Here is a 21,439-nt window from a genome sequence, read left to right on the forward strand (position 1 = left end):
GTGACGTATGGCCTTTGCCACGTGCCGGCGCCACCATACAGCGGTCGTGGAGCGTGCGCGAATTTTCCGTCGATCCTCGGGACGATGACGCCCCTCTCGGCTGCCGGGGAGCAAAAGCTGCACAGCATAACGACCGCTATGTAATACCGATCGATTGATGACTTGGAGTGTTTCACGATGCCGTTGCTGAACGAATTTCACCAGCCTGTGGGTGCACCAATGCCCTATTGGACACGCCGTGCGACGCCGTCGCGGGTGACCCTGACAGGGCGTTTGTGCGAGGTCACGCCGTTGGATGCGGCGCGGCATGGCCCCGCGCTCTTCGACGCGTATCAACAAGCGCCTGATGGACGTGATTGGACTTATATGATGGCGGGACCGTTCGATACGCTTGAATCGTATCAAGTGTATTGCGAACGCATCGCGAGGATGGACGATCCACTGCAGTTCGCTGTAATCGACTTATCCACGGGAAAGCCGGTTGGTACGTTCGCGCTGATGCGAATCGATCCGGCGAACGGCGTTATCGAAGTGGGGAGCGTTGCGTTCTCGCCGCGCATGAGACGGACGGCGCTGTCGACTGAGGCGCATTACCTGCTGATGTGTTATGTGTTCGAGGATCTTGGCTATCGGCGTTATGAATGGAAATGCGACAACTTCAACGCACCGTCTAAAAACGCAGCCGAGCGCCTTGGGTTTCGGTTTGAAGGCGTTTTCCGGCAAGCTGTGGTGTATAGAAATCGTACACGCGATACCGCCTGGTTCTCCATGCTCGATGACGAATGGCCCGCGCGCCGCGCCGCGTTCGAGGCGTGGTTGACGCCTGACAATTTCGACACGGCCGGGCAGCAACTTCGAACATTGCAAGCGATACGCGACATCTCTTAAATATAAAGCAAGGTGCACGGAGGAAGATCTGCGCCATCGGGGGCGATCTATCGAAAGCAGTCGTGCAATATTACTGCGGCGGTCATTCTGGACAGCCATTTCGAGAGCGCCGAAGTCATTCGGTAAATCGCGTGGACCGGCTTGCGAATGATTCTCTTATGCAGGTAGCAGCTTTGCATTGCCGCTTTTAATGTTTGTTCTTGGAATCGGTGACCGTTACGATAGCGCGTTCTTATCGGTTTCGGGGATGTCGCGCAATGAATAGCAGAAGAAAAATTTTTAAACTTCTTGGTGTTTCGGCGCTGCTTGGCAGTGTCATGTCTGGTGGTATTGCCATGGCGGCGGAGCAGACGCTCCGCGTTGGTATCATGTCAGGCGAGGATGAAGATGTCTGGCGTGTGGTGAGCGAGAACGCGGCGAAACATGATCTGAAGATCAAGATCACGACGTTCAACGACTATACGCAACCGAACGAAGCACTCGAAAGGAAGGATCTGAACGCAAACGCATTTCAGCACAAGCCTTACCTGGATGCGCAAGTGAAAGCACAGGGCTATCACATTGTTCCTGTTGGCTATACTTATGTCCAACCAATCGGCCTGTACTCCCGGAAATGGACGTCTGTCTCGAAATTGCCGGACAATGCGGTCATTTCGGTACCCAATGATCCAAGCAACGAAGGGCGTGCCTTGCTTCTGCTACAAGCACAAGGGGTCATTACGTTGCGGTCGAACGTGGGTTTACTCCCTACGGCATCGGACATCGATAAGAATCCGAAGCACATTCGCGTGAAGGAATTGGATTCAGGCATTGTTGGACGTTCGATCGACGATGTCGACGCCGCGGTGGTCAACACCGATTGGGCGATCAAGGCGGGCATCAAGATCCCGCAAGAGCGGATTGCGCAAGAGCAGGTGTCGGCAAATCCTTACCGTAATTTCATTGCCGTGCGCCAGGAAGATGCGCATGCGCCGTGGGTCAGCGCCTTGGTGCAAAGCTACCAGCAGCCGAACGTCGCCGCGGCGATCTTGAAGGTGTACCACGGCGCCACGCTGCCTGCATGGGATGGCGCGTCGCAAAAGTAACCGGACCAATTGGCGATCCACGGTGCATTGACCCGACTCGGCTATAATGCCGCGTCTATATCGTTGAGAGTCAATCGCATGAGTCGGCTGTTTCTTGCCCCGATGGAAGGACTGGCAGACGACGTGCTACGCGATGTGCTGACTCGCTCCCGCGGCTTCGATGGTTGCGTGTCAGAATTCATTCGCGTCACCAGTTCGGTGCTGCCGCCGCGTGTCTATGCGCGGGAGGCATCTGAAGTATTGAACGGCGCGCGTACGCCTGGCGGCACGCCTATGGTCATTCAACTGCTTGGCAGTGATCCGATATGGATGGCGCGTAACGCAGCGCAAGCAGCCAGGCTTTCACCATGGGGGATCGATCTGAACTTCGGTTGTCCAGCGAAAGTGGTGAATCAGCATGGCGGCGGAGCCATGCTGCTGGCTGATCCGCAAAAACTATACGATATTGTATCGGCGGTGCGTGCCGCGGTGCCAGCTTCCGTACCGGTAACGGCAAAAATGCGGCTTGGTATCGCCGACACGTCCCAGGCGATTGATTGTGCAATGGCTTTGGTGGACGGGGGCGCGCAGTCCCTCGTGGTACATGCACGCACCCGCGATGACGGCTACAAGCCACCTGCGCACTGGGACTGGATTGCGCGTATCGCCGCAGCGGTGAAGGTGCCGGTTATTGCGAATGGGGAAGTATGGACGGTAACGGACTGGGAGCGGTGCAGGGACGTCAGCGGATGCCTTGATGTCATGATCGGACGCGGTGCCGTGTCCGATCCGTTTCTCGCAATGCGCATACGAAGAGAAATGGCACGTTCACCACATGCCGATGAATGGCCGATCGTATTACGCGCGCTATTACACTACGTGGAAGCGTTGCGTACACGTGGCACGATCCATCACGCGCACGGACGCGTCAAAAAGTGGCTCGGCTACCTTCAGCGTACCTGGCCGCAGGCAACGGTGTTGTTGGCGGCCATCCGATCCCTGCAGGACGTGGAACAGGTTCTCGCGGTCATTCGCCAAGGACTGCATGGTGTTCCTCCTTGAACGTAAGTCCTGCATATTATTCATGCGAAAGGAACGTTCCGCGATCATTTCGTCGCCCGCGCGTTTGTTTCTCGGTTGCCCTTATTCCCCAAATGATAGTGGCGCCAATCCTAAATTCGACCGCAGCGTTGTACCTTCATATTCGGTCCGAAAGAGTCCACGCCGCCGAAGCTCCGGCAGCAACAGTTCAGTCATGTCATCGATCCCCTGTGGCAAGGTTGCCGGGCAGATGTTAAACCCATCGGCGGCGCCATGCTTGAACCACTCTTCCATGTCGTCCGCAACGTCTTCGGCTGTTCCTATAATGGCCCGCCCTGAATTTGCCGCCGCAACATGCTTGTAAAGCTGACGCAGCGTAAAATGCTCCCGTGCCGCCAGGTCCAGTAAGTTTCGGCCGATGCTATGTACCTCCTTGCTCGTGATGTCCGGTACCGGACCGTCTAAGTCATAGCCCGACAGATCCCCGAATTGATTATACAAAATGGACAAGCCTGTTATCGGATGGATCAGTTCCTGCAACTGGTCGAATTTGTCCTGTGCTTCCTGGCGTGTTTTGCCTATATAGGGAGTCAGGCCAGGCATGATCAGCAGCTCGTGTCGCTGACGGCCGTATTTTGATAAACGGGATTTGACGTCGTCGTAGTACTTTCTAGCGGATTGAAGATCCAGCGTGCTGCTATAGACCACGTCCGCGCTCTTTGCCGCGATTTCTCGTCCTGGTTCCGATGCACCAGCTTGTACGATCACGGGGCGCCCTTGCGGCGTCCGCGCGGAATTCAATGGACCACGAACGCGAAAATGCTTTCCCTTGTGATGGGGCGTATGCAGTTTCGACTCATCGTAGAAGATGCCACTTTCCTTGTCGCGAATGAATGCATCATCTTCCCAACTGTCCCATAATGCCTTGACGACATCAACGAACTCGTCTGCACGCTCGTAGCGTTCATCGTATCCGAGGTGTTCGTCACGGGAGAAATTCCACGCTTCCTGCTGAGACCACGATGTGACGACGTTCCACCCCGCGCGCCCGCCACTGATGTGGTCGATCGATGCATATTTTCTGGCAATGTGAAACGGTTCGTTGTAGGTGGTCGAAGCGGTTGCAACTAGCCCTATATGGGATGTACATGCGCCGAGCGCGGCCAACAGCGTGAGCGGCTCGAGTTCCGCATTCTTCATGTCGCGTGCCAGCGACCCTTTCGGATTGTCGTCGGCACGAATACCAATGCCATCCGCGAAGAAGACCATATCCAGCTTGGCGGCTTCCGCTTTTCTTGCGCTATTCAGAAAATAGTTGAAATCGATCGCGCCACCCGCGGGGACATCCGGATGTCGCCACGCGGCAATGTGATATCCCAAATAGCGCATCGAGAGGCCGAGCCTCATTTTGGCATCCTGTGTCATGTCGTTACCTGCAAGTGATGAATAATCGATGAAGCGTTATGCGTTCAGCGTAGGAAAACGAAAGCGGTCGATGGCGAAGGCATCCAGGTTCAATGACGCGTTGCCGTCGAGAACCAGTTCCGATACCAGCTTGCCACAGCCTGGGCCCATCTGAAACCCGCTGCCGCAATAGCCAAATGAGTAGGTAAGGTTGGAGGCCTGCTTGCTTCGCGAGATGATCGGAAGAGAATCCTCGGTGAACGCCTCCACGCCAGCCCACGCCCGATTGATGCCGAGATTGCGAAGATGCGGGAACAGATCGGTGACCGTCTGTGCGCTCTTCACCAAGCGCGCAAAGTCGACTTCGCCATGCCGCCCCGGCAGATCCGCGATGCCGATCAGCTTGCCGCCGATAACGACCGTCCCGTTGTCGAATTGCTTAAACGACAGCGGACGCCCGGTTGCACCCAACGTTGCTCGGCAAAACGGCGCCGCACGATGCGTGACCATCAGCATCAATCCCTCAGGATGAACCGGGACAGGTTCCCCAACCTGTTCCGCAAGCACACCGGCCCATGCGCCGGCTGTCACGACCAGATGATCCGCAGAGAAAGTCCCGGCCGCTGTCCGTGCGTGCCACCGCTCACCCTGTTGCGTGATCTGCGTGACGGGTGTGCCTTCATGGAAGATCGCACCGTTCCGTTGGGCGGCGCGCCGGAATGCCGTGGTGGCTCTGTACGGCAGCGCATAGCCATCCGCTTCAACCCAGATTGCACCGGTGACATGGGGTGCGAGGTGAGGCTCCAAGGCCAGGACTGCGTCACGCGCGATGATCTTTTCGTGCGTGAAACCGTGTGCCCGCAACAGATCCACGCGGTCCTGGCACGTTTTCAGTTCGGCTTCGTTTTCGGCAATTTTCATCTGGCCCGAAGCGACGAATCCCGCATCGTCGCCGACCAGTTCCGGCATCCGATGCCATATTTCACGCGACATCAACGAGAGCGGAATTTCGGCAAGGTGGCGTCCCAAAGAGCGGACGCCACCCGCGTTCACGCCAGAGGAATGCCGTCCTACATAATCAGCTTCCAAGACGGTCACCCGTACGTCACGTTGCGTCAGATGGAAGGCACTGCTGGCGCCGTGTATACCTCCCCCACCACCAGGACGTCGGTATGCATGGTCGCCCCGGCATCGGCTGCGACGCTATGCGTGGTGCCGGGCAAGGTGGGCGCAAGGTATGGCTTACTCACCAGCAAGCTCCCCCAATGTCAGTGGCTTGATAGGTGGCCGCAGACGAAAATAGCCGACTGTTTCTGGTGAGACATTGCGCGCATCGGCGATGAGTTCCGTGACCGTAAGGCCGCACATGCGGCCCTGACATGGCCCCATGCCGCATCGTCCAAAGGACTTGACTTGATTGGGCCCGGTACATCCAAGACCGACGAAATCCCGAATCTGACCTGCCGTCACTTCCTCGCAGCGACAAACTATCACGCTGTCCTCGGGAATGCGATTCGCCTTTCTCGGGCGGTAAAGGCTGTCCAGGAATGGCCGGATGCGGAGGGTGCGGGTAAGCGCCCGCTGGAGTTCGTCGAGTCGACTATCGCGCGACGTTGATTCGGCGGCGCCGAGTTGAGTGGCAATTTCCCACGCCACCTTTTCACCGCCGAGTATGGCTGCCTGCGCGCCGCCAATGCCGGCACCGTCTCCTGCAACGAAGATGCCGCTTGCGTCCGTTTCTCCCCAGGCGTTGGTCACAGGCGTAAAACAGAGCTGCGCATCGTCCCACCGATGGCGCACACGTAGCGCATGCGTGAATTGCGTATCGGGCACCACGCCCTGATGTAGCAGGATCACATTGGCGTCGATTCTGTGTGCTTTGCCATTGACGGAAAAGTGCAGCGCCGCGGCATGCTCGTATCCTGAAGGGTCTATGCGGCCTTCGATGCCAAGCGTGTCCGCTGCTTCGAAGATGGGAACGCCGCTATTCCGTAGTTCACGCAGCATCCGCAATCCTTTGCCAAGTGCGGGCCAGGAACGCAACGCGGCAAGAATATGGCGTTTCGCGCGCCAACGGTCTTTGTGGCGCGTGGTGTCGACCAAGGCGCGGATCGGGATGCCGGCTTGCAGATATTGCCATCCCAAAAGATAAAGCAGCGGACCGCACCCAACGAGCACGGGCGGATCGCCAGGCACCTGACCGGCACTTTTCAATAGAATTTGCGCCGCACCGGCGGTCAAGACCCCTGGCAGGGTCCATCCCGGAATCGGGAAGGGCCTTTCCACGGCACCGGTGGCCAGCACGATGCGTTTGGCCGCGAAACTGGCGACCTTGCCATTTTTAAGGTAATGAACGGTTTTCTCGCGGGTGACCTGCCATACCGAAGCATGCGGTTCGTAGCCTGCGCCGGATGCGGCGAATGCTCTCGCCAATACCGCGCCCGCCGCATAGTCTTCGCCGAGCATGGCCCGCCGATTCGCGTCGCTGCGTTCAATAGCACGATAGATTTGTCCACCGACGGCCGCTTGTTCGTCGAGCAATACCACGGACAGCCCTTGGATGGCAGCCCGCGTCGCCGCGGCCAGTCCGGCAGGTCCCGCTCCGATGACGACGACATCACGCGCTTCATGGCTCATCGCGCTACCTCCCCCTTGAAGGCGATCGGATTCAGCTCGTGTGCGCCTTCTTGTGATCGGATACGCATGCCATCCCGCGCCTCAATCAAACAGCTTTGCCGGCTTGGGACGCCATCGACCTCGACGAGGCATTCAAAGCATGCACCCATCATGCAATAGGGTGCGCGCGCCACCCCGGACACGGAGCTCGATCGAAAGCGTTGTATGCCGACGGCAAGCAAGGCCGCCGCAATCGACCGTCCGGATGGAACGGAAAACGGCTGGTCGTTAAACCAGATGGTGATCGACTCAGTTGACACAGGCGCCAGCGACGGTAGCGTGATGAATAGCGGTTTGGTAGTCATGGCAGGGTAGATTTCACGGCGTTTCCGGTGGAAACACAAGCATCGCGCTAGGCGGGTCGGCGGAGCGTCATCGTGCCTCACCGATCAGAATGCGATCCAGGCCGACCAGACGGTCCATCAGTATCATGAGGACGACGGTACCAAAGATGATGACGGTGGATACGGCGGCGACTAGCGGATCGATGGTCTGGGCAATCTGGTTGTACATCGCGACCGGAAGCGTAGTGGTGCCGGGCGTGGCCACGAAAATCGTCATCGTCAATTCGTCGAAACTCTGAATGAATGCGAGCAGCCAGCCACCGGCAATACCGGTACGGATCATCGGGAGTACGATACGGCGAAACACGGTAAAGCGGCTGGCGCCACATGAAAGCGCTGCATTTTGTGCATCCCGGTCGAGGCCGATGGCCGATGACAGGATCAGACGCAGCGCATAGGGAAACACAATGATTACATGCGCGGCGGTGAGCGATGCAATCGAGCCGTTCAACCCTAGCAATGACAGGAAACGTAGGAAAGCAATGCCCAGCACGACTGCCGGGATCATCATCGGCGACAGCAGGAAGCCGCTGAGCACGCCGCGTCCGGGAAAGCGGTAGCGCGCGATGCCTAGCGCGGCTGGTGTGGCCAGCACGACGCCGATGGTAGCCGAGGCAAATGCGAGCTTGATCGAAAGCCAGAACGCGTCGATGATGTCCTGATTCTGCGCGATGGATCTGAACCATCTCAGTGACGCACCATCGAAGGGCATGGAAATATAGCCTTTCGCCGTGAAGGACACGGCGATTACCGCAATCAACGGCGCCGCGATAAATACCAGAAATAGCGCATTGAATGCGAGTCCAACAGGGCCGTTACGTTTCATCGCTCACTTACTCGAAGATATGCTTGTAACGGCGTTCCGCCAGGCGGCTGCATCCCATGACAATGGCGACGTTCGCGATCAGCAACAATACGGCGATGGTCGCCCCCAATGGCCAATTCAACGTTCCAAGGAATTCATCATAGGCCGCGGTTGCCACCACTTTCAGGCGGCGCCCCCCGATCAGTGCAGGTGTTGCAAATGCTGAAGCAGACAGAGCAAACACGATGATCGATCCTGAGAGAATCCCTGGCATCAGTTGGGGAAGGACCACGCGTCTCAAAACGGTGAGGGGCTTTGCGCCCATTGACAATCCGGCCCACTCGACTTGCAAGTCCAGCTTTTGCAGGTTCGCCCAGACAGACATCACCATGAACGGCACAAGTACGTGGGTAAGCGCAATCGTGACACCGATCATCGTAAAAACCATTCGGACGGGAGCGGACGTGATATGGAGCGCCTGCAGCACGTCGTTGACGATGCCGTTATTTCCAAGCAGGATTTGCCATCCCAATGTCCGAACCACGACCGAGATGAGCAGTGGCCCGAGCACCACGAGAAGGCAAAGTGATTGCCACGGTTTTCTCATCCGTGCGAGGACGATTGTTTCTGGCACGCCCAGGACGATTGCAAGGAAGGTTACCGATATCGCCAGGCCTGCGGTACGCAAAAAGATCTCTCCGTAATAGGGGTCGGTGACGACCTCGATATAGTTTGCGATCGTGTAGTCGGGCAGGGTGCCGTGCGTGTTGCTGAAGGCGTGGAATGAGAGGATAAATATGAGTAGCAATGGCACCAGTAGCAGGCCGCAAAATAGCAGTAATGCCGGAAAGGACAGTAACCATGGCGTCGCGCCGGCGCGTGTTTGCTCGACATTAGCCATGGAGAGGATCCTGATCGAGGACGCGTAAATCGTCGTCGGTCCAGTGCAGGCCGACGTGAGCGCCTTCGTCCGGCGGCAATACGCCGTCATTTGGACGGGAGATGTTGATCTGGCCTAGTGGCGTGTCGACTTGCAAAAGCCATTGGTTGCCGACAAATACGCGTGTAACAATCACGCCCTGTGTCCTTGCCGGACGGGGCGTGCCGTTTTCTGAAGAGGTATCGCCATGCAGATGGACTTTTTCAGGACGCAGGTACACATGGACGTCGCCCTGAACCAGACGTCCTTCATGGGGAACGGTCATCATCGTTCCTGTCACATCCACCTCCGCGCAGCGTAGATTGCGTCCCGTGACCTTGCCTGAGAACGTATTGATTTTTCCCAGGAACGACGAGGCAAAGGGGGTTTTGGGGCGCTCGTACGCTTCGAATGGCGTGCTGATCTGGGCAATGCCGCCGCGTTGCATCACGGCAATCCGGTCGCTCATCGTCATGGCTTCCACCTGGTCGTGCGTTACCAGGAGGGTCGTAATCCCGAGCTGGCGTTGGATGCCGCGTAACTCGATGTGCATCTCGTCGCGAAGCTTGGCATCGAGGTTCGACATCGGCTCGTCGAGTAACAATAGCGCCGGTCGCATCGCGAGGGCCCGGGCAATGGCAACACGTTGCCGTTGACCGCCCGAAAGCTCCTTTGGGTAGCGGCTATTCAGTCCCGTCAACCGGACTAGTTCAAGCGCTTCTTCGATTCGCTTGCGTCGCTCGGCCTTCGGCACACGTTGCATCTCGAGGCCGAAACCAACATTACCGGCCACACTCATATGCGGAAAGAGCGCATAACTCTGGAACACGATTCCCATGCCGCGTTTTTCCGCGGGCAAATGCGTAATGTCGCGTCCGTCGAGGTGAATGCTGCCGGTGGTCGGCGTGACGAAGCCGGCAATCATTTGCAGTGTCGTCGTTTTTCCGCACCCTGACGGGCCCAGCAGTGATACAAACTCTCCGCGTTCGACGCCAAGATCGATCTGCTCGATCGCCGTGTAGTCGCCGTAGCGTTTCGAGATGCCCTTGAGAGTCAGGAAAGTCATGGGTTCTGTAATGTTCGATGGCCGGACGTATGCCACGTATGGCCGGTCTGGTGTACTCAGCGTTCGACGTTACGATTCCAGCGTTGCGTCCATTCGTTCCGGTGCTGATTGATCGTCGCCCAGTCCATCGCCACCAGTCTTGATACTTGCTCCGGGCCATAGGGTACTTTCGCGGCCACTTCCGGGGTCAACTTGACGTTCCGATTGGTTGGGCCAAAGCCTACCGCCTGCGCCTGCAGCGCCTGCACATCGGTGCTCAACAGATACTGGATGAATTGTTGCGCGAGAGCGTCCTGGCCGCTACCCGCCACGGAGCACGCCCCCACTTGCAACGCGACGCCGCCTTCCTTGGGATAGAAGAATTTCAATGGGAAACCGGTGTTCTGCAGGGCGACCGCACGACCGCTGCCATAAGGCGCGATAATGACGTCGCCACTTTGCATGAGGCCGTCCATCTCGCCCGGCGTGGTGGGCCACGACAGCACATTCGGGGCTACTTGTGTCGACATCACCTTGAAGCCGGGGTCGATATCCTTTTCACCGCCGCCATTCATACGGGCCAGCATGACCAAGGCATGGAGGCCATAAGTGTTGGTGATAGGCGGGACGCCCAGCTTACCTTTGTAATGCGCATCCGTCAGCGCTGCCCACGAGTCCGGCGGCGGCAGGCCTGCTTTCTTGAAGGCATCGGCGTTGTAACCGATTCCGGTGGCGACCATTCCGATCCCCACTGATTCCGGACCCAGCTTGGCAATTGGATACAGTTCCTTCATGACTGGCGCATCCTGCAACTTCGCGCATAAACCCATCTGCATCGCTTGATACATCGGACCATCGTCCATGATGGCAACGTTGATCTGTTCGTGACCTTTTTGCGCTTGCAGCTTTGCCAGCGTGTCGCTGCTGTTGCCGGCAACGTAGACAATCTTGACGTCATGCGCTTTTTCAAAGGGCGGGATGATTTTTTTCTGATACAGGTCCTGGCTTGAGCCGCCCACATTGGCCAGATACAACGTGGTCTCGGCGTGGGCGGTGGCGCCATGCAGCGCACCGAGGCAGGCGAAGGCGGTGATCAAGGAGGTGAGGCCCGGCTTCAACGATGCGCGGCGATGGATGTGCTGCGTATGCTGCATGGACAAACTCCTGAATGGCGGGATGAGGCCGGAACTGCGGGATCGACTCTCAGTTTCAAATAGTCAATACATAGCGTCCAATAAGAATAAAATGCCAATCTATACCGAATTGATATGGGTTGGCGACGATGAATCTGAAACAAATCGAGGCGTTCCGAGCGGTGATGGTGGCGGGATCGATGACAGCGGCCGCGAAAGATCTTCACACCTCGCAGCCGAATATCAGCCGGCTGATTTCGCAACTGGAAGGAGCGGTCGGATTGACCTTGTTTGAACGCTCGGGCGTCCGGCTCATTCCCACCACCGAAGGCAACGCGTTCTACCGGGAGGTGGAGCGCGCCTATGTCGGGCTGCAAGGTCTTTCGCTCGCCGCCGCGCAGATCAGGACGCTCGGCAGTGGCAGATTGCGTATTGCTTGCATCCCCTCGGTCGGCATGACCTTGGTGCCGCGCGCCATACAGCGTTTTCAGGAAGCCCATCCAGGCGTTACCGTTAGCTTGCATGTGAACACCTCGGGAACGGTCAACCACTGGGCCAGTTCGCAGTTTTGCGATATTGGCATCGCGGTGTTCTCGAGTGAGGCGTCGACTTGCGAGACGGTATTCCTGGCCAGTCACGCGGCCTGTGCGGTACTGCCCGCTGGTCATCGTCTTGCCAGCAAGGCGGCGATTACCGCTCACGACTTCGAGGGCGAGGCGTTCGTTTCCTTATGTAACGGGGATGGCACGCGTACCCTGATGGACGATGTCTTCGAGCGTGCCGGGGTGACCCGGGTGTTAGCCGCTGAGGCGCAATATACGGCCATCTGTTGTGAGATGGTGCGACTGGGCATGGGCGTGACGCTCGCGCATCCGATTGTCGCGCGGGACTTCGCGGGCAGCAATATTGTCATCCGGCCGTTCAAGCCGGAGGTGTTTTTTCCAATCTATTTGCTCTATCCGTCGAAACAGCCAACGGATCGGCTCACACTGGCTTTTGTCAGCGTCTTGCGTCAAGTACTTGCCGAAGTGACCGCGGAGGCGAAAAATCTGGCCAAGCGTCGCCACTGAAAGAAGCGGTAATCGCGCATTGGCGTAGGGCCGTTTTTGTTGATCTGGTGTCTGGATGCGTTGCGCCACAAAGCATGCAAAATCGTCTCCTCAGGCGAATGTCCATGCGACTCGTTCGGGCGCCTGCTGGTGTGCTGGTTGGTAAGCTGATTGCGGAAGGGGCGGTGACACTCGGTTTTCAGCAGCTTGCCGATTCTACGAACGTCTCTGGCATTGCCGTCTTGGACCCGTTACCGGATGATGTTCAATTGCATACCGTGTTGTCGGGCGCGATATGCCGCGCGGCCAAGCATGCGGACGTTGGAAGGCATTTTTTGTCTTTCCTCGTGTCGGAGCCGGCTATTGCAGTGAAGCGTGCATTCGGCATGGCACCAGCCTAGCCGTTTGAATTGGCCGCGCCGGCTTGGGCCTGTCGCGTCCGCCATCCATATCTCCACCGTGCCGAACGCGCATCGAATATCGTGCTGGCCGGGTCAGCCCATCGCCTGGTTCAAGATGGCATAGTGCGCGTAGACCGTTTCTGCCGGGCGGGATGCCGCGTGACTTTTCCCGGCATGGCGCACCATTTTCACGCCCGTATCCACATTGGCAAGGCCGCACTCGATAAGCCAAGCGCTGAGCGTGGGATTGCCCGGAACGTCAACACGGATGAAGTCACCTTCGTGCCGTGCAAGCCAATACGAAATCAATACCTTGGCGCGTCTATCGTCGGTGTCTTGTTCGGCGAACACCGGACCGATCACGTAACCACGTCCGAAGCGTCTGAAGAAAGCGGAGCCAATGATGTTCCCATTGCGTTCCAATACCACGGTCTTAGCCAAGCGATACAGCGCGGCAAACGTCGCACTGTGATCGATTCCGGTGCTGATGCGCGCGATCTCGATGATGCGAGATAGATCGTCCACTGTCCCTTCGCGCAAGGTTTCGCCTTGAGCCGGTGCTACCGCAGTGATGCGTCCGACAATATTTTGATGTTGGGTGACGCTGCCGCAAGCTTGAAAGCCCAGTTTCTCATAAAGAGGTTGTCCCGCCGGTGTTGCGTGTAGATAGCATGTTCGTTCGCCGACCGCATTCAGGACGCGCGTCATCAAATCCCGCCCAATTCCCCTGCCTTGGGCGTCGGGCGAGACAATGACAAGGCCTAAGGCGCCATTGTGATCGTCAAATGTCCAACATAGCGCCGTTCCGACCACTTCGCCATTCATCTCCGCGATAAACCCGGTTCCAAGATTCGCGGCAAATTGCCAATCCTCGAGTCGATGAGGCCAGCGGACAGCTTGCGATAGGCGATGCGCCGCCGGAAAGTCGGCGGTCACCAGGTGGCGATAGGTTGTGGGCAGATTCATGCTGGAACGGGACGCTTGGTCAGACACGGGAAGCTCCTGAAGGAAGAGCATCACAATATCTCATTTTATTGAACGTATTTCCAGTCCGGTGAATACCTTGGTTCTCATGCGCTTACTGCCTAGACAGTGAAATTCGTCGAAAAACCATCACAGCGTCGGCCTTCTCGTCATGGTTTTTACAGATAGCGTTTATTTTGACATTCACTATAATGAACCATATCGATTGCTACGCTACCGACCTGCCAAAGGCTTTCTTGACGATGCGCGTGACGGCGATTGATGAGGTTGTGTTTACTTCCATTACGGTTTTCTCTCTGGATTGACATTCGCCGCATGACGCTCTCCTTTCTGGACTTTGATCCCGCCGGCATCGTTTTACCCGCAGGCCATTTCATCGGCGCTAGCTACCTGGATCCGCGTGAGCCGCTGATCGATGTGCAGCGCGCTTGTGACGGTCAAGTCGTCGGGTGCATACCCGATGCGTCCGATGAGACGGTCGATCTTGCAGTCCGCACTGCGCGCGACGCTCTCCGGGCAAGTGGCTGGGCGTCACGTGCGCCGCGCGAGCGGGCTCGCGTGCTATTGCGATGGGCGCAACTGATTGATATGCATACGGTCGAGCTCGCGCGATTGGAAGCCCTGAACTCGACGCGTCCTGTGGCGGAGGCTTATACGTCCGATGTGCCACTTACGGCGGAAGTCATTCGTTTTTTTGCGGAACTCTCTGACAAGGCGGGCGGTGACGTTGCAGCAACTCGTCAAAGCAGTCTGGGTTTTATCGCGGCTGAACCGTATGGCGTCATCGGCGCGATCACCCCGTGGAATTTTCCGCTTTCCATGTGCTCCTGGAAGTGTGGGCCAGCGCTGGCCGCGGGAAATGCCGTGGTATTGAAGCCATCCGAGTTGACACCTTTTTCGACGATGCGACTCGCTGAACTGGCGATCGAGGCAGGAATACCCGCGGGTATTTTCAATGTCGTGAATGGTCGGGGTGCTGGTGCGGGCGTTGCGTTGACGCGTCATCCCGATATTGCAAAGGTGAGTTTCACCGGATCGACGAAAACCGGGGCGTCGATCATGAGCGATGCGGCCTTGCACGGTACCAAGCCAGTGACACTGGAGCTGGGAGGGAAAAGTCCGCAGTTGGTATTTTCCCAGGTCCACGATCTTGAGCAGACAGCGCGCTGCGTCGCACGAGGATTTATCGCCAACGGCGGACAGGCGTGTGTCGCGGGTACGCGATTGATCGTGCACAAGGCGCTGGCCGAGCCGCTCGTGGAAGGGATACGGCGTCAGTTGGACAACGTCGTACCGGGACCTACCTGGTTATCAAGTACAAGTTACTCGCCCATCATCAGCCGGACTCAGGCACATCGTATTCGCGACATGGTTGCGCGGAGTCTGGAGGAGGGCGCTGAAGTGTTGCATGGCGGGGGCTTTTTCGAGGATACCGCCGACGGATATTTTTATCGACCGATGTTGCTTGGCAACGTGACGTCGGCAACCACGGCCGTTCGCGAAGAATTGTTCGGCCCTGTCCTGACGGTCCAGACGTTTGAGGATGAAGACGAGGGCATCGCATTGGCGGGGCATCCGACATATGGATTGGCTGCCGGCATTCACACCAGTGATATCGGCCAGGCGATGCGTGCGATGCGCGGCATTGCCGCTGGAACCATTTGGATTAATCGGTATGGCCGCAGCGGCGACATGATCATCCCGACCGGCGGATTCAAGCAGTCGGGAATCGGCAAGGATCTGGGGCGTCAGGCCTTCGAATCGTGCCAACGCTATAAAAGTGTATTGATCGATTTTTAATACGATTTGCGGTAATGCAGGCGTTGCAGCCGGTTTTTTTAGCAAAGGAGATCCACGCTCTCAGGCGGATCCTTCCCAGATGAATTGCATCACTTTGCCTATCGACAGGACCTTATGATGATTGATTTCGAGCCAAAATACATTACATTCGATTGTTATGGTACGTTGACCAACTTCCAGATGGCGGAGGCGGCACGTGCCCTGTATGCAGACAAGCTCACGCCGGCGAAGATGGCTGAATTCGTTGAATTTTTCCGCGGCTATCGACTCGACGAAGTACTGGGCGACTGGAAGCCGTTTCGCGATGTCGTGGTCAATGCGGTACGTCGTACGTGCGAACGCACCGGGGTTCCCTTCGACGCCGCCGGCGCCGAGGGTATTTACAATGCAGTGCCGTCGTGGGGACCCCATCCGGATGCGGCTGCCGGATTGGCGCGGTTGGCGTCCAAGTACAAGCTCGTGATTCTGTCGAACGCCGCGAACGAGCAGATTCAGAGCAATGTGGACAAGCTGGGCGCGCCGTTTTACAAGGTGTTCACAGCGGAGCAAGCGCAAGCGTATAAACCGCGGCAACAAGCTTTCGAATATTTGTTCTCGGAACTCGATTGCAATCCGCAAGACGTGCTGCATGTGTCGTCCAGCTTCCGATATGACCTGATGACCGCATACGATATGGGCATCAAAAACAAGGCTTTCGTTAATCGCCAGCACGAAGCCTTGAACCCGGCCTATGAAGTAAACGAGGTCAAGGATCTTCCTGCACTCGCTACCTTGCTTGGCCTATAAATCGCGGGGCGGGCCGATGCGCGACACGCCTCGCGATCTTTTCGTTCCTGGCAGTTCCTCAAGGCATTGAATCGCAATACGATGAAAAAGATTTCGCACGAAGACGATCGACATTTCAAAGACAGCGCATCGTCTCCGCAAGTCGACGTAACCGTGTCGGACGGTGCGACACCGCTGTTGGATCGTACAGAGGCAAATCAGTTGGGTGTGCGTCTGCGCGACATGCGTCAGAAACGTGGTCTGTCGCTAAAAGTGCTTGCGCAGCGTAGCGACGTGTCCGTTGGCATGATCAGTCAGATCGAGCGGGGCCTGGCCAATCCGTCCGTGCGCATTCTCGAACAGTTGCGCGTTGCGCTGGACGTGCCGTTGACGACACTGCTGGAAGGTGATGACGTGCCGGTAGGCGTTCAGTCAGTGCCGGACTTCGTACGAAGAGCGGATCAGCGGCCGCATTTCACCGTGACGGCAGGTGGATTGTCAAAGGAGCTGTTGTCGCCGCATGGTCAACATGACTTGCAGTTCATGATCATTACCATTCCCAGTGGTGCGCGATCCAAGGAGATATTGCTGGGTAGTGGCGAAAAAGCCGGCCTGGTGTTGGAGGGTACCATCGTTTTGACGGTCGGCGGTCGGTCGGAAGAGATTGGGCCCGGCGATAGTTTTCAGTTCAACAGTGAATTGGCGCATAGTGTCGAAAATATCGCGCGTCGTACGGCAAGGATACTGTGGATCATGAACGTCCGCCCGCCTGTGGTGCACTTGTAAGCCGTACGCCTTGCCAGAGACAGACGATAGTCCGCGGCATTGAAGCAATGACTGTGGTCGATATGTGCATCGAGGTAGATCACAGCAGGATCGCATGCACATTGATTTTTATTTTTTTGAAAAATGGAAAAATTAATGGTGTAGGAATCCTAGTTAAAAAAGCATTGATGAATGGCTCCCATGCCGCTCTTTGGTTTTTTTGAAACCAGGCACGGTCTTGCGTTCAGGAACTCAGTAATTCTATTGTGCATAATGTTAGCCACCCCCTTCGGAGTCTTCGCATGAACAATGATGATGTCAAGCGTGTAGATAGCGGTCGCCGCGATATGATGCGCCATCTTTTGGGTGCCGCGGTCTTGGTGGGCGGGGGAGGCACGAGTTACCTGGTGCAAGCGGCGACGACCCCGACAGCGCGTCGCGGTGGTTCGATTCGCGCAGCGTACGATAGCAGTTCGACCGCCGATACGCTGGATCCGGCGAAGGGCTCAGCCGGCGGTGACTATATCCGTGCTTACATGTTCTACAGCGGCCTCACCCAACTCGACAGCGCGCTTGCGCCGACGATGAACTTGGCGGAATCTATTGTCAGCAGCGATGCAAAGGTGTGGACTATCACCTTGCGAAAGGGTGTGACGTTTCATGACGGCAAATCGCTTACGACAGCCGATGTCATCTATTCACTTCTCCGACATAAAGATCCGAAAGTCGCGTCGAAGATCATGACGCTTGCGGAACAGTTCACCGACGCGAAAGCCATTGGCCCAAACCAGATCGAATTGACGCTGGCGAACGCCAACGCCGATTTACCGGTGTTGCTAGCCGACTCGCATCTGGTGATCGTGAAGGATCAGACAACTGACTTCTCGACGGCCATCGGGACCGGTCCATATAAGCTTAAGACATTTCAACCGGGCGTATTGACAGCCGGGATTCGGAACGAGCAATACTTCAAGCCGGGGTTGCCGCACCTTGATCAAGTGGAGCTTGTTGGCATCGCGGATGGTGCTGCCCGGGTCAATGCATTGCTCGCAGGAGATGTGCAACTTGTCAACGCGGTTAATCCGCGCTCGACGAAGCAAGTCAGTTCGGCGTCCGGGTTTGCCATCATGGAAACCAAGTCCGGGCTGTACAGCGATTTGATCATGAGGGTGGACGACCCGCTGACCGGCAATCGTGATTTTGTGCAAGGTATGAAATATCTCTTCGACCGGACACAGATTCGTGATGCGGTATTCGGAGGCTATGCAGTAGTCGGCAATGACCAACCATTGCCGCCAATGCATCGTTATTACAACGCGGAAGTGAAGCCTTTGCCGTTCGATCTGGACAAGGCGAAATTCCATTTCAAGAACGCGGGCGTTTTAGGAAAAAGCACACCACCGGTTTTTGCGACTACTGCTGCGAATGGGTCGCAGGAAATGGCGGTCTTCTTGCAGCAGGCCGCGGCGCGGGTTGGCGTCCAGATACCAATCAATCGTGTTCCAGCGGACGGCTATTGGTCGAATTACTGGATGCGACGTCCATTGAGTTTTGGCAATATCAATCCCCGTCCCAGCGCCGACGTGCTGTTCTCGCAGTTTTTCGCGAGCAAGGCGCCATGGAACGAATCCGGCTGGAATAATCCGAAATTCGATCAATTGCTGTTGGCCGCTCGCGCTGAAACCGATGAAGCCAAGCGCAAGCAGATGTACGGCGATATGCAGCAGATTATCAGCACGGAGGGCAGCATCGGCATTCCCGCCTTTGTCAGCTTTCTCGATGGCTATGACAAGCGGATACAGGGTTTGAAATCGATCCCGACCGGTCCGATGATGGGATTCAACTTTGCCGAATACGTCTGGTGGAATGCGTAAGGTCTTTGGATAAAAGCTGGCATTGCGCATATGCGGCGGCGACATCTGTATCGCAAGTCGAGAAGCAACGTAAAGGTAGAGGCGATGGCTGTTTTATTGGAAAGCGTTGATGGCAGCAGTGCCTTGCCGGTGACGGCGGATGTTGTTGTCATTGGCGGCGGTATCGTCGGTGTTTTCTCCGCTTATTATCTGGCGCAGCGGGGATTGCGCGTCGCATTGCTGGAGAAAGGCCGTATCGGCGCGGAGCAGTCATCTCGAAATTGGGGGTGGTGCCGTCAGCAAAATCGTGATGCCCGGGAGTTGCCCATCTCGACCCAGAGCCTCGACCTGTGGGAACGTTTTTCGCAGGAGAGTGGCGAGGACACCGGCTTTCGACGTTGCGGGCTTTTGTATTTGAGTAACGATGAAGCGGAAATAGCGCGCTGGGCGCGGTGGCGTGACTTTGCCAGGACCGTCGGCGTGACAACGCATATGCTCGACGCCACGTCGGCGTCGACTTACGGGCAGGCAACCGGCAAGGTCTGGAAAGGCGGCGTGCTTTCGCCGTCCGATGGGACGGCGGACCCGGCAAAAGCGGCGCCGGCGGTGGCCCGTGCGCTGATGAAACTCGGTGGCACCGTACACCAGGAATGCGCCGCGCGGGGCCTGGAGCTGGCCGCGGGTGAGGTGGCAGGCGTCATCACGGAGCACGGGACGATCCGTACCAAGTCGGTCGTGCTCGCAGGAGGTGCGTGGGCGTCGTCGTTTTGTCGCCAATTGGACATCCGTTTTCCGCAGGCATCGATTCGTTCGTCGATTCTGGCCGTATCGGCTCCCGCCGAAACGCTGCCGGCGGCGTTGCATACATCCGAGGTGTCGTTGACGCAGCGCAGTAATGGCGGCTATACCTTAGCGATCAGTGGCCGTGGGCGGGTCGATCCCACCGCACAGATGCTGCGTTTCGCCCCGCAGTTCGTGCCGATGTTTGCCAAGCGCTGGCGAAGCCTGAAGCCAGGCAATTTGGAAGGGGTGCGCGGAGGGCATGAAACGCTTGCACGATGGCGGCTGGATGCACCAACGCCGATGGAGCGCATACGTGTTTTGGATCCGGTGCCGGATAAATACGCCATTGCGCTCACGTATCGGCGGGCTGTCGCCTTGCTACCGGCTCTGGGCAGGACATCGATTACGCACAGTTGGGCCGGCTATATCGACAGTACACCCGATGGCGTTCCCGCCATCGGGGAAACGGCACAAGTACGTGGCCTGATATTGGCCGCAGGCTTTTCCGGGCATGGTTTTGGAATTGGGCCGGGCGCCGGCTATCTGGTGGCTGACCTGATCACCGGCAAGCATCCCGAAATCGATGAAAAGCCGTATGACCCGGCACGATTCGCGGCGTCGTCGTGGGGCAAGGTGGCCGATTTTTAAAGAGCGGACTACACCTGGTCCGCGCCGACGGCATTAGTCCAGGACATCAGGCTCGGTGGCAACGATGCCTTCATACAGATTCTGGAATGCATGCAGCGCACCGCCAGGACGGCCAACCTGCTGATGGGTCAGCGTGGCGATATTATGGGGAATGGGGGACGGCGTACCGGCCGCTTCCGCAAGCAATTGCGTGCGGCACGCGTTCTCCAAAGACAGATACCACCAGGCGGCAGCTTCGACCGACGGGCCGACGGTGAGGATGCCATGGTTTTTCAAGATAACGGCCTTGCGTGGTCCTAATGCCTCGGCGATGCGAGCCCCCTCGCTGGTATCAAGCACGACGCCCTGGAAATCGTCGAACAACGCGTGATCCTGATAGAACGCACAGGCGTCTTGTGTCAATGGCAGCAGTTCCCGGCCGAGTGTCGACCATGCCTTGCCGTATAGAGAGTGGGTATGGGCAGCTGCCACGATTTCCGGGCGCGCCTCATGGATGGCGGCATGGATGGCAAACGCCGCCTGGTTCACGGGTCCTTCGCCCACGACAATCTCACCATCGCGATTTACCAGCAAGAGATCCGACACCCGGATCCGGCTGAAGTGCTTCCCCAGCGGGTTGACCCAGAAATGATCTTCCCATTCCGGGTCACGCGCCGTGATATGGCCGGCGAGGCCATGCGCGAAACCGTTTTGCGCGAACAGGCGAAATGCCACCGCCAGACGCTGCCGCCGGTGCAGCCGCTCATCTGCGATGGAGCGCGACGATTGTGCATCGTCGAACCAGAATCGACGAACTGGCGCATGCCTTATATCACTCTGCAAGCGTTGTCCAATCGCGGATCGGATATTCTTTTTGACGTGTTTCGAAAGTGAGGGAAGTGCGCTCATACGGTATCGAGAGTGACGAGTTCAGGGTGTGATCGACACGCTAACACCGATAGACGGTCAATCGAACTGACCATTTGCGATAACGATATCTTCAGTAAAGGTCAGTCGAATACATGTCATTACGCGATAAGGTTAGTTGAATTCCTTCGTTGTGCACGAGGAACGGCATTCCCTATGCTGTCTG

Annotated in this window: 19 protein-coding genes and 1 pseudogene; 10 read left to right on the forward strand and 10 right to left on the reverse strand. The window is 57.2% G+C overall.

Annotated elements, in window-relative coordinates:
• Positions 1–177: 177 nt before the first annotated feature.
• The 3 genes from WM40_RS15170 (at position 178) to WM40_RS15180 (ending at position 3,014) form a co-directional block, all read left to right on the forward strand.
• Positions 178–888, forward strand: a complete 711-nt coding sequence (locus WM40_RS15170) for a GNAT family N-acetyltransferase (RefSeq protein ID WP_046153254.1) — start codon at positions 178–180, stop codon at positions 886–888.
• Between the two features lie 317 nt (positions 889–1,205).
• Positions 1,206–1,973 carry a MetQ/NlpA family ABC transporter substrate-binding protein gene (locus WM40_RS15175; RefSeq protein ID WP_236693541.1) on the forward strand — a complete coding sequence of 256 codons (768 nt, stop codon included), beginning with the start codon at positions 1,206–1,208 and terminating at the stop codon, positions 1,971–1,973.
• A gap of 78 nt (positions 1,974–2,051) precedes the next feature.
• Positions 2,052–3,014 carry a tRNA dihydrouridine synthase gene (locus WM40_RS15180; RefSeq protein WP_046153255.1) on the forward strand — a complete coding sequence of 321 codons (963 nt, stop codon included), beginning with the start codon at positions 2,052–2,054 and terminating at the stop codon, positions 3,012–3,014.
• Positions 3,015–3,095: 81 nt separating this feature from the next.
• Here the strand turns inward: WM40_RS15180 and WM40_RS15185 are convergent, their stop codons facing one another.
• From WM40_RS15185 to WM40_RS15220, 8 genes and pseudogenes are all read right to left on the reverse strand, one after another.
• Positions 3,096–4,418, reverse strand: coding sequence for an LLM class flavin-dependent oxidoreductase (locus tag WM40_RS15185; RefSeq protein ID WP_024903272.1), 1,323 nt, complete (start codon positions 4,416–4,418; stop codon positions 3,096–3,098).
• 36 nt (positions 4,419–4,454) lie between these two features.
• A pseudogene (locus WM40_RS15190) lies at positions 4,455–5,575 on the reverse strand (NAD(P)/FAD-dependent oxidoreductase).
• Positions 5,576–5,639: 64 nt separating this feature from the next.
• A complete protein-coding gene (locus tag WM40_RS15195) occupies positions 5,640–7,034 on the reverse strand; it encodes an FAD/NAD(P)-dependent oxidoreductase (protein ID WP_024903270.1) in 1,395 nt (464 codons plus the stop codon).
• A complete protein-coding gene (locus WM40_RS15200) occupies positions 7,031–7,378 on the reverse strand; it encodes a (2Fe-2S)-binding protein (protein WP_024903269.1) in 348 nt (115 codons plus the stop codon). Before WM40_RS15200 ends, WM40_RS15195 begins: the two co-directional genes overlap by 4 nt.
• A gap of 67 nt (positions 7,379–7,445) precedes the next feature.
• Entirely contained in the window at positions 7,446–8,243 is a 798-nt protein-coding gene (locus WM40_RS15205; protein ID WP_046153256.1) for an ABC transporter permease, read from the reverse strand.
• Positions 8,244–8,250: 7 nt separating this feature from the next.
• Positions 8,251–9,123: an ABC transporter permease gene (locus tag WM40_RS15210; protein WP_024903267.1), complete on the reverse strand. Its 873-nt coding sequence runs from the start codon at positions 9,121–9,123 to the stop codon at positions 8,251–8,253.
• Entirely contained in the window at positions 9,116–10,207 is a 1,092-nt protein-coding gene (locus tag WM40_RS15215; RefSeq protein ID WP_046153257.1) for an ABC transporter ATP-binding protein, read from the reverse strand. The genes WM40_RS15210 and WM40_RS15215 overlap by 8 nt, the downstream gene beginning before the upstream one ends.
• Positions 10,208–10,263: 56 nt before the next feature.
• The gene (locus WM40_RS15220; RefSeq protein WP_082102791.1) at positions 10,264–11,340 is read right to left on the reverse strand and encodes an ABC transporter substrate-binding protein; all 1,077 of its coding nucleotides are present in this window, start codon (positions 11,338–11,340) and stop codon (positions 10,264–10,266) included.
• Positions 11,341–11,468: 128 nt separating this feature from the next.
• On the opposite strand from WM40_RS15220, the gene WM40_RS15225 reads away from it, so the two are divergent.
• On the forward strand, positions 11,469–12,389 hold the full coding sequence (locus WM40_RS15225) for a LysR substrate-binding domain-containing protein (RefSeq protein ID WP_046153258.1): 921 nt from the start codon (positions 11,469–11,471) through the stop codon (positions 12,387–12,389).
• A gap of 74 nt (positions 12,390–12,463) precedes the next feature.
• Positions 12,464–12,769 carry a substrate-binding domain-containing protein gene (locus WM40_RS15230; protein ID WP_024903263.1) on the forward strand — a complete coding sequence of 102 codons (306 nt, stop codon included), beginning with the start codon at positions 12,464–12,466 and terminating at the stop codon, positions 12,767–12,769.
• 93 nt (positions 12,770–12,862) lie between these two features.
• Here WM40_RS15230 and WM40_RS15235 read toward each other — a convergent pair whose 3' ends face one another.
• Entirely contained in the window at positions 12,863–13,735 is an 873-nt protein-coding gene (locus tag WM40_RS15235) for a GNAT family N-acetyltransferase (RefSeq protein WP_036009570.1), read from the reverse strand.
• Between the two features lie 333 nt (positions 13,736–14,068).
• Between WM40_RS15235 and WM40_RS15240 the strand changes: the two genes are divergently transcribed.
• The 5 genes from WM40_RS15240 to WM40_RS15260 all read left to right on the forward strand — a co-directional run bounded on the left by WM40_RS15240 (position 14,069) and on the right by WM40_RS15260 (position 20,367).
• Entirely contained in the window at positions 14,069–15,553 is a 1,485-nt protein-coding gene (locus WM40_RS15240; protein WP_024903261.1) for an aldehyde dehydrogenase family protein, read from the forward strand.
• A 117-nt stretch (positions 15,554–15,670) separates the two neighbouring features.
• Positions 15,671–16,339: a haloacid dehalogenase type II gene (locus WM40_RS15245; RefSeq protein WP_024903260.1), complete on the forward strand. Its 669-nt coding sequence runs from the start codon at positions 15,671–15,673 to the stop codon at positions 16,337–16,339.
• A gap of 81 nt (positions 16,340–16,420) precedes the next feature.
• Positions 16,421–17,104, forward strand: a complete 684-nt coding sequence (locus tag WM40_RS15250; RefSeq protein WP_024903259.1) for a helix-turn-helix domain-containing protein — start codon at positions 16,421–16,423, stop codon at positions 17,102–17,104.
• Between the two features lie 281 nt (positions 17,105–17,385).
• Positions 17,386–18,957: an ABC transporter substrate-binding protein gene (locus WM40_RS15255; RefSeq protein WP_024903258.1), complete on the forward strand. Its 1,572-nt coding sequence runs from the start codon at positions 17,386–17,388 to the stop codon at positions 18,955–18,957.
• An 84-nt stretch (positions 18,958–19,041) separates the two neighbouring features.
• Positions 19,042–20,367, forward strand: coding sequence for an NAD(P)/FAD-dependent oxidoreductase (locus tag WM40_RS15260; protein WP_024903257.1), 1,326 nt, complete (start codon positions 19,042–19,044; stop codon positions 20,365–20,367).
• Positions 20,368–20,400: 33 nt separating this feature from the next.
• On the opposite strand, the gene WM40_RS15265 is transcribed toward WM40_RS15260, so the two are convergent.
• The gene (locus tag WM40_RS15265) at positions 20,401–21,189 is read right to left on the reverse strand and encodes a class II aldolase/adducin family protein (protein ID WP_236693537.1); all 789 of its coding nucleotides are present in this window, start codon (positions 21,187–21,189) and stop codon (positions 20,401–20,403) included.
• Positions 21,190–21,439: the final 250 nt, after the last annotated feature.

Origin of the sequence: Robbsia andropogonis, assembly GCF_000970345.1 — a bacterium.
Taxonomy (GTDB): Bacteria; Pseudomonadota; Gammaproteobacteria; order Burkholderiales; family Burkholderiaceae; genus Robbsia; species Robbsia andropogonis.

Coding starts and splice junctions, on each gene's coding strand:
- WM40_RS15195 (WP_024903270.1), bottom strand. CDS start 7,034: ATGAGCCATGAAGCGCGTGATGTCGTCGTCATCGGAGCGGGACCTGCC.
- WM40_RS15235 (WP_036009570.1), bottom strand. CDS start 13,735: ATGAATCTGCCCACAACCTATCGCCACCTGGTGACCGCCGACTTTCCG.
- WM40_RS15260 (WP_024903257.1), top strand. CDS start 19,042: ATGGCTGTTTTATTGGAAAGCGTTGATGGCAGCAGTGCCTTGCCGGTG.
- WM40_RS15215 (WP_046153257.1), bottom strand. CDS start 10,207: ATGACTTTCCTGACTCTCAAGGGCATCTCGAAACGCTACGGCGACTAC.
- WM40_RS15200 (WP_024903269.1), bottom strand. CDS start 7,378: ATGACTACCAAACCGCTATTCATCACGCTACCGTCGCTGGCGCCTGTG.
- WM40_RS15250 (WP_024903259.1), top strand. CDS start 16,421: ATGAAAAAGATTTCGCACGAAGACGATCGACATTTCAAAGACAGCGCA.
- WM40_RS15230 (WP_024903263.1), top strand. CDS start 12,464: ATGCAAAATCGTCTCCTCAGGCGAATGTCCATGCGACTCGTTCGGGCG.
- WM40_RS15205 (WP_046153256.1), bottom strand. CDS start 8,243: ATGAAACGTAACGGCCCTGTTGGACTCGCATTCAATGCGCTATTTCTG.
- WM40_RS15255 (WP_024903258.1), top strand. CDS start 17,386: ATGAACAATGATGATGTCAAGCGTGTAGATAGCGGTCGCCGCGATATG.
- WM40_RS15240 (WP_024903261.1), top strand. CDS start 14,069: ATGACGCTCTCCTTTCTGGACTTTGATCCCGCCGGCATCGTTTTACCC.
- WM40_RS15170 (WP_046153254.1), top strand. CDS start 178: ATGCCGTTGCTGAACGAATTTCACCAGCCTGTGGGTGCACCAATGCCC.
- WM40_RS15185 (WP_024903272.1), bottom strand. CDS start 4,418: ATGACACAGGATGCCAAAATGAGGCTCGGCCTCTCGATGCGCTATTTG.
- WM40_RS15245 (WP_024903260.1), top strand. CDS start 15,671: ATGATTGATTTCGAGCCAAAATACATTACATTCGATTGTTATGGTACG.
- WM40_RS15175 (WP_236693541.1), top strand. CDS start 1,206: ATGTCTGGTGGTATTGCCATGGCGGCGGAGCAGACGCTCCGCGTTGGT.
- WM40_RS15225 (WP_046153258.1), top strand. CDS start 11,469: ATGAATCTGAAACAAATCGAGGCGTTCCGAGCGGTGATGGTGGCGGGA.
- WM40_RS15220 (WP_082102791.1), bottom strand. CDS start 11,340: ATGCAGCATACGCAGCACATCCATCGCCGCGCATCGTTGAAGCCGGGC.
- WM40_RS15180 (WP_046153255.1), top strand. CDS start 2,052: ATGAGTCGGCTGTTTCTTGCCCCGATGGAAGGACTGGCAGACGACGTG.
- WM40_RS15210 (WP_024903267.1), bottom strand. CDS start 9,123: ATGGCTAATGTCGAGCAAACACGCGCCGGCGCGACGCCATGGTTACTG.